We start from the raw sequence: 12,659 nt of genomic DNA on the forward strand, positions 1-12,659 counted from the left end.
TCCCGCGCCCGAGGGAAGCCGTCAGTGCCGCGCCGTCAGCGGGTGGACGACCGCGGGTACACCGCCAGGCCGCTTCCATCGCGTGCGACCACCCAGATGAAGTGTTCATGGATGTGGGGCGACTCAAGCCCCGTCGGCGAGGGCCCCAGCTCCAGCTCCACCCGCCCATTCTCCGGGTTCCAGCGCAGCGCCACGTAGGCGCCGACGGCGCCCATCGCCCCCAGGTAGGGCAGCGAGGGGCCCGGGCGCAACGCGGTCGGGAAGCTGACGAGCTGTCCTTCCAGCGACAGCGCGCCGGTCTCCACCAGCCGGTCGCCCGTGACGGCGAAGCGGCGGAGCGTCTCCAGCAGCACCGACGATGACGTGTCGAAGGTCCGGGTCCACACCACGCCCTCCTCGTAGCCCACGGGCTCGCCCGGCAGGTCATGGCAGGCCTCGCCCGGCACGGAGACGTAGCCTCCCGCGGTGCCGGGCTGGAACGGGCAGGCCTGTGCCCGCGTCTCGAAGGTCCTCGGGTCCTGGATGAGGCCCACCACGAGCAGCCGTGGGCCCGCGCGCACCAGCACCCCGCCCACGGAGTCGTTGCCGAAGTAGCGCGTGTCTCCCGAGCGTCCCCATCCCGCCGTGGGCCCGGTGGCGAGGCCCCCGGCCTCGGTGAAGGTGTAGCGGTGCAGCAGCGAGTCGCTCAGCAGCGCCAGTTCATCCGGGGTGGCGAGCCGCGCGTGGGGGCCCGGATACGTGGAGCCAGGCGGGTTCGCGCCGGGAGGGTAGGGCGCGGTGCCGGCGGGCTCGAGCGCGCCGACGCCGGTGTCGACGTAGCGGCGCACCGTGTCCCCGTCCACCGTCCACACCACGTCTCCCGCCACCGCCGTGGTGACCGGCCGGGTGCTGAGTGACTGGGGCTCCGTGTCCGACTCCCGCCAGGCCTGGTTGCCACACACCCAGGTGCCTCGCGTGGTGCGGTCCAGGTTCAGGCATGACGGGGAGAAGGGGACGCGCGCCAGCTCGGGCTCGCCGCGGCGGTCCTTCACGATGAAGACGCCGAACTGGTGGAGGCTGCCCACCGGCGCGAAGGAGACGATGACGTGGTGGCGCCCCTCCACCGTGCCCGTGAAGCGGATGGTGGCCAACCTGCCACCCGGGTCCAGCACCGCCGTGGCGGGCACGGGCCGGTTCTCCGGGTCCTTGACCTCCACGGTGACGGACTCCGGCGCCCGCACCACCCCGTCCGCGTTGCAGGCCCGAACCAGGTCGGCGAGGACGTCGAAGGCCACTTCCTTGCCCACGCCGAAGACGCGCGCCTCTGGCCGCTGCGGCGGCGCACCGCCGCCCAAGCACTGCACGGGCTCGGCCGGGCAGCCGGTGCCGCCGCCCAGCGCGAGCAGGGCGGCCATGAGGCCCATCCAGCGCGGGGCCTTCATCACGCCCGCTCCACCGCTCGCTTCCACTTCGCCAGGTGCCGCTCGCGCACGTCGCCCTTCATCTTCGGCTTGAACACCTTGTCCGCCTTCCACGCGCGGCGGATGGCGTCCGGGCTGTCCCAGACGCCCGCGCCCAGGCCGCCGAGGAACGCGGCGCCCAGGCTGGTCGTCTCGAGATTCCGCGGCCGGACCACCGGCACGCCGAGGATGTCCGCCTGGTACTGCATGAGGAGGTTGTTGGCCGCCGCGCCGCCGTCCACCTTGAAGACGGGAATGTCCCGCCCGCTGTCGCGGCGCATGGCGTCCGCGAGGTCATGAAGCTGCAGGGCAATGCCCTCCAGCAGCGCGCGCGCGAGGTGGGCCACGGTGGTGGAGCGGTCGATGCCGGCGAAGAGGCCGCGCGCCTCGGGACGCCAGTGCGGCGCGCCCAGGCCCGCCAGCGCCGGGACGAACACCACGTCCCCGGAGTCCTTCACGCTGGCGGCGAGCGCCTCGATGTCCGGCGCGCGCTTGATGACCTTGAGCCCGTCGCGCATCCACTGCACCGCCGCGCCGGCGATGAAGCTGCTGCCCTCCAGCGCGTACGTGGTGGTGCCGGTGCCGCCCAGCCGCCATGCCACCGTGGTGAGCAGGCCGGAGTTGGAGCGCACCGGCGTGTTGCCGGTGTTCATCAAGAGGAAGGCGCCGGTGCCGTACGTGCACTTGGACTCGCCGGGCTCGAAGCACGCCTGTCCGAAGAGGGCCGCCTGCTGGTCTCCGGCCATGCCCGCCACGGGCACGCCGTCCGGCAGGCTGCGCATGCCGCGCGTGGTGCCGTACACCTCCGCGGAGCCGCGAATCTGCGGCAGGCACGCGGCGGGCACCGACAGCAGCGAGCGCATGTCGTCGTTCCACTGCAGCGTCTTCAAGTCCATCAGCAGCGTGCGGCTGGCGTTGGACACGTCGGTGACGTGCGCGGAGCCGCCGGTGAGCTTGTAGACGAGCCACGTGTCGATGGTGCCGAAGCACACGTCGCCCTTCTCCGCCCGGGCGCGCGCGCCCTTCAGGTGCTCGAAGAGCCAGGTGAGCTTGGTGCCGGAGAAGTACGGGTCCACGACGAGCCCCGTCACCTCGCGCACGCGCGGCTCCACGCCCTGCTCCTTGAGCCGCCGGCACATCTCCGACGTGCGCCGGTCCTGCCAGACAATGGCCCTGGCCAGCGGCTTGCCGGTGCCGCGCATCCACAGGCCCGTCGTCTCGCGCTGGTTGGTGATGCCCACCGCGGAGATGTCCCGGCCGTTGAGGCCCGCGTCCTTCAGGGCCCGGGCGATGCACCACTCGCTGGTGGCCCAGATTTCGTCCAGGTCGTGCTCCACCCAAGACGGCTTGGGGAAGTGCTGGGTGAACTCCTTGTAGGAGCGGCCCACCACCTGGAGCTTCGAGTCGAGGATGGAGACGTGGGTTCCGGTGGTGCCCTGGTCCAGGGCCAGCACGTACTTCGCCTTCGGCATGGGGTGAGTCCTCCCAACGGCAGACGGCCAGATGGGAGGAACCTACTCCAGCCTGGGGGCCGGACAGGCGACGTTCCTGTCCGGCGGGGGGCGAGTCGACGTACGGATGACGTTCCCGGTCGGCGCACCCTCCAGGGCCCACAGGCGGCCCCGGAGGGTGGCAACCTCACTTGCCGGTGTAGATGCCGACGGCGCCCCGGTGGACGATGTTGCCCGCCGAGTCCCGGTAGGCGGCGAAGGCCACCAGCACCTTGCGGGTGTCCCCGCTGCCCACCGTGCGGATGTCCCAGACGGGCAGGCCGGAGAGGTTGCCCAGCACGCTGTTGTGGCTGACGAAGCTGCCCTCGGCGTGCATCCGCATCAGGCCCCGGCCCCAGCGGTGGCCAATCCACAGGCTGCCGTCGCGGGGGTCTCGCTCGATGGAGGAGATGAAGCGGTCCTGCACGCCGTCCAGGTAGTACGCCGTCACCTGGCCCGCGTCGTTCATCTTCGCCAGGCCCCACGCGAAGCTGGAGAACCACACCGTGCCGTCCGGCATGAGCACCAGGTCGCTGACGAGGTCGTCCTTGCGCTGCTCACGGGTGGGAACCTGCGGCTCGGCCACCGCGTCCGGCCAGAGGTCGATGCGGTTGGCCTTGTACTTCTTCTCCTCCGACTGCTTGCGCGCCATCTCGAAGTTCCACGGCGCGCCGGTGCCGACGTGGCCCACCGCGTTGGTCATGATCTTGAAGCGCGAGCTGCGGATGTGGGTGCCCATCCAGATGTCGCCGTCGGGCCGCACCGCCACGCCCCACACGTCACCTGCGAGCCGGTGGGACTCGTCGGTGCTGTCGTCGCTCATTGCGATGGCCGGGTGCACGTGCTCCATGACGCCGAACTTGCAGCGCTGGCGCGTCTCGCGGCCCGTCTCGTTCCCCTGCGCGTCCTTGTAGATGTAGACCCACTCGTTGGCGGCGCGAATCGCCGGGTCCTGGCACTCCGTGCCGCCCTCGTAGTCCGGCTCACCCCAGGCAAGGCCATGGTTGGAGGCGAACCAGAGGCTGTTGCGCTGCTTGTCCCAGAGGATGCGATTCACCGAGCAGAGCTTCTCGCGGTGGCCGTAGCCGGGCACCGTGTGCTCCACCGAGTGGATGTCGTAGTGCACCACGCGAAGCGTGCCGTCACCCTGGAGCAGCACGCGGTCCGCGTCGCCGCTCTTGTAGATGGCGGGGTCCTCGTACTCGCCGGGGACCTTGTAGAACTCGCTCTCGCAGTTGGGGCGGCCTTCGTAGCCGACCCAGACGGTGCCCGCGGGGCCGCCCGTCACCGCCGTCACCTTGAGGTAGCGCTTCTCCGGCGCGGGGTCCTTGCCCTTCCACGGCGCCCACGGCTTCAGGCCGTCCGCCATGGTGTAGCAGCGGAAGGTGGCCGCGCCCGGACGCAGCAGGCACAGGCCGTCCTCGCCGCCGGCCACCCAGAGGTTGCCGCCCTCGTCCTCGGTGACGCCGAGCACCTCGCGCGGAGCGCCCTCGGCGGCGCCCAGGAAGCGCCAGTCCTTCGCGCTCGGCGGCACGTTGTCCCCGCCGTTCGGGTTGCCCGTGCCGCCATCCGGCGTGCCGGAGTCGGGAGTACCGGAGTCAGGTGTACCGGAGTCGGGCGTGCCCGAGTCCGGGGTGCCCGAGTCGGGCGCCCCGGCATCGGGCTCCTCCTTCGGAGGTGGCTCCTCTTCGTCGGGAGGCGGCTCCTCTTCGTCGGGAGGCGGAGTCGAATCATCTCCGGGGCTCTCATCGGGAGTCCCCGAGGGGTCTTCCACCGCGGGACGCGTCTCCGGTGTGCCGCCTCCGCCGCACGCCGCCCATAACGCCGCCCCCAGCAACCCCGCCCACCACCTGCTTCGTCCCAGCCAGCGCATACCCGGGTCCGCCTCCAACGTCCGACGTCGGACGTTCCACTCGTAGCCACTGAGCCCAGAGGCAAGCGGGGTGCCAGGGGTTGACGCGGGGTGAAGGGCGCTACACGCCGCAACGAGGGAAGCGCGCGGGGTGGAGTGGGGCGCCGCGTTTCCCACGCGCGGAAGTCCCGCGCCTGACCCGGCGGTGCTGGAGGTGCGTCCGGTGGAGGCACGCGGCGGGTTGGCGGATGGGAACAAATCCACGGCGGATGCGCGCAAGCACGCCAGGGGCCCGGAAGGCATCTTCCGCCTCGCTCGCCGGGACATGTGGCCCCGGCACTTCGACACGAGGACTGGGAACATGGCCTTCACGATGAAGCAGGTGGTGCTGTCGCTGGGTGCGGTGCTGGTGGTGGGGTGCGCGGGCTCGAGGGCGAACCTCGCGGACGCGGACGTGGCCCGGTACACGAGCGACGCGAGCGCGTTCGACACGCACTCGTTCTTCTATGACACGGGCGCGGAAGTGGTGGTCTTCGACGCGCAGTTCACCGAGGCGCAGGCGGAGAAGGCGCTCGCCGCCATCCGGGCGAAGACGGGCAACCCCATCCGCTACGTGGTGGTGACGCATCCGAATCCGGACAAGTTCAACGGCGTGGGCGTCTTCCAGCGCGAGGGCGCGAAGGTGGTGGCGAGCGAGGCCACCGCCGCGGCCATCCCCGCCGTCCACGCGTACAAGAAGTACTTCTGGGTCAACGTGGTGAAGGCCTTCACCGAGGACACGTACCCCGCGCAGGCGAAGGTGGACGTCACCTTCAGCGGCACGTACGCGCTGCCGCTGGAGGGCGGGGCGAAGGTGGAGCTGTCCGAGCTGAAGCACGCGGGCGTCGCCACGACGCAGACGGTGGCGTACGTGCCGGGCCGCAAGGCGCTCATCGTGGGAGACCTGGTGCACCACAAGGCGCATTCGTGGCTGGAGGGCGGCCTGCGCGACGGCAAGGCGGTGCCGGACGTGGCCGCGTGGAAGGCGGCGCTGGACGAGTTGGCCGCGTGGCCCGACGCCACGGTGTACGGCGGCCGGGGCGAGGCCGCGCCGGTGGCGGAGGCCATTGCCCAGGAGAAGCGCTACCTGGACGGCATGGTGGCCCTGGTGAACGCGTACGCGGCGGAGCTGGGCGGCCGCAAGGCGGAGCTGTGCGGTGACGCGGCGGCGCCGCACTACGCGGAGCTGGAGCAGCGCGCGGCGGCGGCCTTCCCGGAGTACGCGCTGAAGTACATGGTGGGGTACGGCGTGTACGGGCTGGTCAACCACCTCGCCTGCGGCGGGTAGTGGGGGCGGCCCGGGGCGGCAGCGTCACGCCCCGGGCGACGCGCTGGCGGAAGTCGCGGGGACGCTCGCCGGTGAAGGCGGTGAACGCGTGGGTGAAGGCGGCGAGGCTCTCGAAGCCCACCGCGTAGGCCGTCTGGGTGACACGGGCGCCGTCCTCGGCCAGCAGCTCCATGGCGCGCAGCATGCGGGCGTCGTGCAGGAAGCGGCGCCACGAGGTGCCGGCCTCGTCCTCGAAGCGCCGCGCGAGGGTGCGCTGGGACAGTCCCGCCGCCTTCGCCGCGCCCGCGAGGGTGGCGGGGCCGGTGAGCCGGGACAGCGTGTAGGTCATTGCCCGCTCCAGCTCCGGCGTGCGGGCGCGAGGCAGCCTCCACTCGCGAGGCTCCGCGGCCCACTCCGTGAGCAGGTGGGCGAGCGCGGAGAAGAAGCTCTCCGCCACCGCGTCGCGGGGCGCGCGCTCCGGTCCCCAGCGGGTGGAGTAGTGCAGCATCTCCCGCGCGAGCGGCGGCAGGACGAAGACGCGGCACTCACCCTCCGGCGCGGCGGGCACGCGCGAGGGCTCCAGGTACACGGTGCACAGCGTGGCGGGCTGCGTGGCGCTCACGCGGTGGCGGGTGCCTCCCGCGAGCCACGCGGCGCGCTGCGGCGGGAGCAGCCACTGCGCGTGGGCCACCTCGAGATGCAGAGCGCCCCGTGCCGCATAGAGGAGCTGGTGGCGGCGGTGCGCGTGCCAGCCGGTCGCGAAGGGCGTCAGCTCATCGGTGAGGCAGAAGACGGATGCGGGCACCGCATCCACGTCCACCAGGGGCTTGGGCAACCGGTCCTCCCTCCTCGCGCGTCGAGTCCCGCGAAGCGCGCGCGGCCGAGCAGGCCGGGAGTATATGTGGCCCCGCTCGCGCTCGGACGGTGAGCACCCCCGGCCTTCATCGCCATCGAAGGCCAGGGGTGGTGCAGCGGCAACCGGCCGCCGCTCAGCGCCTGCGGTAGTAGCTGCTCTCGCAGCCGTTGGCCCGGGTGGCGAACACCTTCCTGCTGTCGGCGCCGGAGCTCCACTTCGACTGGAACGCCAGGCAGCGGGCCTCCGGGTACTGGTAGCAGGTCAGCGGGAAGATGCAGTCCATGACGTCCCGGATGTGGCTCTCCATGGCCGTGGTGAAGCCGACCGCCGCCGCCGGGTTGCGCCCCGCCGCGCCCATGATGTCGCCGCCGGGCTGCGCCACGTTGACGGCGATGCGCCCGCCGTTGGTGCTGCCGAGGTAGCACCCCGTGTTGCCCGTGCAGCCCAGGCCGATGTTGTACTTCGTCACCGACGCGGGGATGCACGTGCGCCCGCCGTAGTACGCCAGGTCCGGGCTGCTCAGCCCGCCCAGCCAGAGGCACTGCGGGCTGCTCCCGCTCGCCTCGTGGGCCTGGCACGTCGCCGTGTCGTAGGTCCAGCAGGCCGCGTTCGGGTCCGCCGCCATCGCGGTGATGAGGTTGGTCACCGTCAGCGACGAGCTGCACCACGACGAACAGCCGGGCGCGTCCGTGTTGGGAGACCGCATCGTCAGCAGCGTCGCCCTCGCGTCCCACGGCAGGATGTATTCCTCCGTGAGCTGGCCGATGCCGTGGCCCATGAACTCGTGCTGGAGGATGCCTCGGGAGAAGTCGTAGTCCCACGCGCCGGAGGACGGACGCGGCAACTCGCCGCTGAAGCTCGTGGCGCCGTATGAGGCATACGAGCCCGTCTTGACGGAAATCTGCGCGTCGATGTTCGCGCAGTACAGGAAGCCCTTGGCCGCGCGCGGGTCCGTCGCCGGGTTCTCCACCGCGACGTAGAAGTTCATCTGTCCGTAGTACGCGTCATACGGCACCGTCTGGTCGAGCGGCGCCGTCGGCCGGCCCCCGGGCGCGGGCGGGCCGCTCGGGTCCTCGAGGACGCGGCGGAGGTTGTCCTTGAGCGCGGTGAGCGACGCGTCCGCCGTGTAGTCCGTCCAGAAGGAGCCCGTCGGTCCGGCGGTCCCCGTCTCCTGGACGATGACGTTGAAGTAGTTGCGCGGGTTCCAGGCCGTCTTCTCGGTGCCCACCACCTTGCAGCGCGCGGGGCACAGGACGTTGGTCGTCGGGGACGGGTACCACTCCTTCGTCTCCTCCACCGTGCCGTTCAGCATGAACATCACGTCGTCCTTCTTGGCGGGGAAGGCGAGCGACTGGATGGAGTCGGCGGTGAACATCCGGCCGTGCTCGTAGCGGGAGTTGTTGAGGACGAGCTGCGCGCTACCGCTCCAGCCGCCGTACTTCGAGGTCAGCTCCAGGTAGTAGTAGCGCCCGTGCTGGAGCGACACGCCGAGCGCGAAGTTGAACCAGTCCTGCTGGGGGCCGCTCAGCGTGAGGGCGAGCGGGTGGGTGCGCGAGAAGACCTCGTTGAGGCAGCCGTCGAGGACGCGGATGCGCAGCCAGTCGTCCTGCTTGGTCGCGTACACGGGACCGGCGAAGCGCAGCCAGACGTCGTCCAGGCGGTCCACGTGGTTCATGAAGAGCTGCAGGACGGGCCGGTCCGGAGTGAAGCCGACATAGGTCCGCGAGTTGTCGGGGCTGGCGTTGTAGTTGGTCCGGCTCACCGGCGCGGCCACGCTCATCATCGGCATCATCAGGACACATGCCACCGCGAGGAAACGACGCATGGAATGACTCCTCCTTCAGGGGTGCCCACCCTGAACGAGTCCCCCGGATTTCCTTCAGCGCGATTCACTCGGTGAAACAACGCGCGCGAGCTCGGCCAGGAGTCACCCATGACTCGGCCGTGGACCGGGAGGCCACTTCACCGGGCTGCTCGGGTAGAGTTCCTGCCCTTCTTTTGGCTCGTGCTCGCACCCGCGTCCCAATACCCGGAAGCTCCTCCATGCGTCTGCTTCACACCCTCCTGCTCCTGTTGGCCGTGCCCGCCTGTGTGACGGACCGTGCCGCCCGTGACTTCGTGAATCCGTGCGACGGCTCCGACGCCGCCGCCTGCGCCCGCTTCGTCGCGGCCGTGCGCGGTGCCGACACGGAGCAGCTCTCCGTCGAGCAGCAGGTGGTCCGCGCCTGCCTGGCCGGTGACGTCGAGGCCTGCCACCTCCACGCGAACACCCTCATGCGGAAGGACCGGAGTGAGCACGAGGAGGAGGCCCGCAGCGGCTTCATGCTCGCGAGCCGCCTCTGCGAGGAGGGCCATGCTCCGGCCTGCCTCAGCGCGGGCAGCTCGCCGCTGTGCGAGGTCGCCGCGGACTGCGCCGCCCTGCTCGGACGCGCGTGCGACGCGGGCGAGGGCCGGGCCTGTACCTTCATGGCCCACCAAGGCGTGGAGGAGGCGCGGCAGGTGGCCCTGCTCGGCCAGGCCTGCTCCGCGAACCGCCCGGATGCGCTCGCGTGCTACTCGCTCGGGAGCTGGTACCGGAGCCGCGAGCCCGCGGCCCCGGAGCGCGCGAAGGCCGCACCCCTGCTCGAGCGGGCCTGTAGCCTCGGAGTGCCCGCCGCGTGCCACGAGCTCGCGAAGCTGCTGCTCGAGTCGCCCGAGGGCGCCGGGCGGGCCGCGTCGCTCCTGGCGCGCGCGTGCGCGGCGGGGGAGGAGGCCGCGTGTGGCGAGGCCTTCCTCGAGCCCTGCCGCCGGGGAGAGGCGGCGGCGTGCCGCCGTCTCGGCGCGGTCCAGGTGAAGGACGAGGAGTCGATGAAGAGTCGCACCCAGGTGCTCGAGGCGGCCTGCTCCCGCGACGTGGCCGAGGCGTGTGCCGCGCTGGCCCGGCAGGGACGCGGAGGATGGGACCGCGCCTGCGAGCTGGGGGATGCGAGGGCCTGCATCGAGGCGGCGCGGAAGCTCCGCGTGGCGGGACCCAGAGCCTCGACGGAGTGGGAGCAGCCCGGCCTCGCGCTCCTCGAGAAGGGCTGTGCCTCCGAGCATCCGTCGCGGGCCGACGCCTGCGTGGAGCTCTCGGGCCTGCTCCTCGAGGGGGAACTGACTGCCAACCCGAAGCGCGCCGTGGAGCTGCTCACGCGCGGCTGCCAGGCGGGACACGCGCGCTCGTGCGAGGCGCTCGGAAGCGCCTGGTGGTCCGCCCGAGGTGTCGAGCGCGACCGGATGAAGGGGCTCGAGTACCTCGCACGGCACTGCGAGCTCCAGCCCGACAGCTGCGATGACGCCATCGTGGACTTCCGTGAGCGCTCCCAGTCGTGCGAGGAGGGCTCCGCGCGCGGGTGCCTCCAGCTCGGCAAGCTCCTCGATGCACACGGCGAGGTGCTGAAGGCGGAGGACCTGGCGACGGTCAGCAAGGCCTTCCAGCGGGCGTGTGAGCTGGGCGAGGCCGAGGGGTGCATGGCGCTGGCCCAGGCCTCCGTCGAGGGGCGCGGGCAGGACCGCTCGGTGGCTGGCGTCATCCAGGCCTATGCGCGCGCGTGCAAGCTCGGCGACGTGGAGGGGTGCGCCGAGGAGCAGGCGCTCGCGGCCATCCAGACGGGGTGCGCGGCGAACACGCCCGCCGAGTGCCGGAAGCTCGCCGACTTCCTGCTCGAAAAGCCGGCGAGTCCGGCCGACCAGGAGCGCGGGCTGAAGCTCCTGGAGCGCTTCTGCCAGCAGGGCGAGTTCACGGCGTGCCTGCGGCTGGCGGAGTTGTTCGAGTCGGACTCGTGGGGGTTCGAGCCCGACCTCCACCGCTCCCTGGGCTATGAGGAGCGGGCCCTGAAGGCGGGCGGCGGGTCCTACTTCAAGTCCATGGCGAAGGACGTGCAGGCCCGGCGCACCCGCTGTGACGCGGGGGATGCGGAGGCGTGCGGCACGCTGGCCGAGGTCTACCTCAAGCCGTTGCAGTGGGTGAGCAAACCGTCCACGTCCACGTCCCCTGACTGGGCGCATGCGAAGGCGGCGCTCGAGAAGTCCTGCACTCCGGGCCGCGCGGAGTCCTGCCTGACGCTGGCCCGCCTGCTGCTCACCGGCGCGCGCTCTGTCCTCGAGCCCACCCGGGGGCTGGCGTTGCTGGAGGCCCACTGCACGCAGGTCCCGCGTGCCTGTGCGCCCATGCTCGAGGCGCTCACGAGGGGGGAGCTGCCCGGCGCCTCTTCCCAGCAGACGCTCGGCCTGTTGCGCAAGGCGTGCGACGCCGGGGGAGGCAAGGCCTGCTTCCTGCTCGGTACCGCTCAGGAGGAAGGGCGGCTCGGCCTGAAGCCAGACGCGCCCTCCGCGACGGAGTCGTTCCGGAAGGGCTGCGACGCGCGCGACACCAGCGCCTGCGCGCGCGTGCGGTAGCAGCTCGCGCGCGGTGCACCGCTTCCGGGGGGACGCCGGTTACTTCACGGGGCTGCTCGCTGCGGCCTCGGCTTCCGGTGTCCCGCGCGCGCGTGTCCCGGCGCGCCCGGGAGCGTGCGTGTCCGCGTACCCCGTCAGCTCCACGTAGCCACGGCCCGTGAGCGGCTTCCCTTCGCGCGTGCCCTCCAGGCTCACGGCGCCTTCCCAATACAGCACGCTGACGGGCAGCTCCTGGTCCGCCAGCTTCGGCGTCACCGTGACGTCGAGCCCCAACTTCTCCACACGCAGGCGCCAGCGCGACGGGTACTGGCCGCCGCTGCGAGGGCTCTTCCACGTGTCCAGCACTTCGACTCGCACGTCCTCGCGCGACACGCGCACGGGCTCGCTCGAGGCCGCGCCCGGCGGAGGCACCCACGTGCCCGAGCTGAACCGGTCCGACGTGCCGTCCTTGCGGCGGAGCTGGTAGTACATCAGCTCGCTCCCGTCGGAGAGCTGCAGCGAGAACCAATCCCAGCCCACCTGGTCCGCGCCGAGCGCGCTGGTGCTCCACTCGCGGTCCATCCAGCTCTCGCCCTTCACCTCGTACGTCCGCCCGTCCACCCGCACCGTGCCCCGCGAGGGCATGCGCGTCATCGAGTAGTAGTAGGACGCGTTGCCCCGCTCCGGCCCCTTCTGGCTCAGGCCCCTGTCTCCCTGGAGCACCGGCGGCTTGCCCGGCTCCAGCAGCAACTCCAGCGCGACTTCGTCCGTCTCCGCGTGCAGCCGTACGGGCCACGTGGCCTCGCCCACGCTGGCGGCCTGCCAGTCCTCCAGCCACACCTTGAAGGGCCGCGCGCTGGCTCCGGCCAATTCCAGCGCGGAGCGGCTGAAGCGCTCCGAGGCATGGAACCCACTGCCCGCCACGTCCGACACGGTGAAGTGCCCCAGGTACACCTGCCGCGCGCCCCATGCGGACGCGCGCTGTGGGGCCTCGGGGGCGAGCGCGCTGCGGAACAGGGTGAACTGGTAGCCGAAGGCGCGCCCGTCCTCCGTCTCCAGATTGCCCGTCCAGTACCACCACTCGGTGCGGAACTCAGGGTGCGGGCCGTGGTCCTCGGGGAACTGGAACGCGCGGGGCTCCACCGCGCGCGCATAGCCCGCCGCGCTCGTGTCGCTCCCGCCAAGCGCGCCGCTCACCGTGAGCGTTCCACCGGTTGGCAGCGCGGGCGGTGCCGACTCGCGCGTGACGATGGCCACGGCCACCGCCAATCCCACCAGCACCACTACCGTCCCGATGACGAGCCCTCGGCCGCCGCTCATG

General features: G+C 71.8%; 8 protein-coding genes. 2 read left to right on the forward strand and 6 right to left on the reverse strand.

Going from position 1 to position 12,659, the window contains the following annotated elements; translation table 11 throughout:
• Positions 1-35: 35 nt before the first annotated feature.
• From G4D86_RS15550 to G4D86_RS15560, 3 genes are all read right to left on the reverse strand, one after another.
• Positions 36-1,421, reverse strand: a complete 1,386-nt coding sequence (locus tag G4D86_RS15550; protein ID WP_163994304.1) for a hypothetical protein — start codon at positions 1,419-1,421, stop codon at positions 36-38.
• The gene (glpK, locus tag G4D86_RS15555) at positions 1,421-2,911 is read right to left on the reverse strand and encodes a glycerol kinase GlpK (protein WP_163994307.1); all 1,491 of its coding nucleotides are present in this window, start codon (positions 2,909-2,911) and stop codon (positions 1,421-1,423) included. Before glpK ends, G4D86_RS15550 begins: the two co-directional genes overlap by 1 nt.
• A 166-nt stretch (positions 2,912-3,077) precedes the next feature.
• Positions 3,078-4,703, reverse strand: coding sequence for a ligand-binding sensor domain-containing protein (locus tag G4D86_RS15560; protein ID WP_240360272.1), 1,626 nt, complete (start codon positions 4,701-4,703; stop codon positions 3,078-3,080).
• A 439-nt stretch (positions 4,704-5,142) separates the two neighbouring features.
• Here G4D86_RS15560 and G4D86_RS15565 point away from each other — a divergent pair, with 439 nt between their 5' ends.
• On the forward strand, positions 5,143-6,108 hold the full coding sequence (locus tag G4D86_RS15565) for an MBL fold metallo-hydrolase (RefSeq protein ID WP_163994313.1): 966 nt from the start codon (positions 5,143-5,145) through the stop codon (positions 6,106-6,108).
• On the opposite strand, the gene G4D86_RS15570 is transcribed toward G4D86_RS15565, so the two are convergent.
• Positions 6,083-6,922, reverse strand: a complete 840-nt coding sequence (locus G4D86_RS15570) for an AraC family transcriptional regulator (RefSeq protein ID WP_163994317.1) — start codon at positions 6,920-6,922, stop codon at positions 6,083-6,085. The two genes, G4D86_RS15565 and G4D86_RS15570, sit on opposite strands and share 26 nt — an antisense overlap.
• Before the next feature lie 154 nt (positions 6,923-7,076).
• Positions 7,077-8,768 (reverse strand): hypothetical protein, encoded by a 1,692-nt coding sequence (locus G4D86_RS15575; protein ID WP_163994320.1) that lies wholly within the window; start codon positions 8,766-8,768, stop codon positions 7,077-7,079.
• Positions 8,769-8,986: 218 nt separating this feature from the next.
• On the opposite strand from G4D86_RS15575, the gene G4D86_RS15580 reads away from it, so the two are divergent.
• Positions 8,987-11,359 (forward strand): tetratricopeptide repeat protein, encoded by a 2,373-nt coding sequence (locus G4D86_RS15580; RefSeq protein WP_163994322.1) that lies wholly within the window; start codon positions 8,987-8,989, stop codon positions 11,357-11,359.
• Between the two features lie 39 nt (positions 11,360-11,398).
• On the opposite strand, the gene G4D86_RS15585 is transcribed toward G4D86_RS15580, so the two are convergent.
• Positions 11,399-12,658, reverse strand: a complete 1,260-nt coding sequence (locus G4D86_RS15585; RefSeq protein ID WP_163994325.1) for a lipocalin-like domain-containing protein — start codon at positions 12,656-12,658, stop codon at positions 11,399-11,401.
• Position 12,659 lies beyond the last annotated feature (1 nt).

It is taken from the genome of Pyxidicoccus caerfyrddinensis (assembly GCF_010894405.1).
In the GTDB taxonomy this organism is placed as follows: Bacteria; Myxococcota; Myxococcia; order Myxococcales; family Myxococcaceae; genus Myxococcus; species Myxococcus caerfyrddinensis.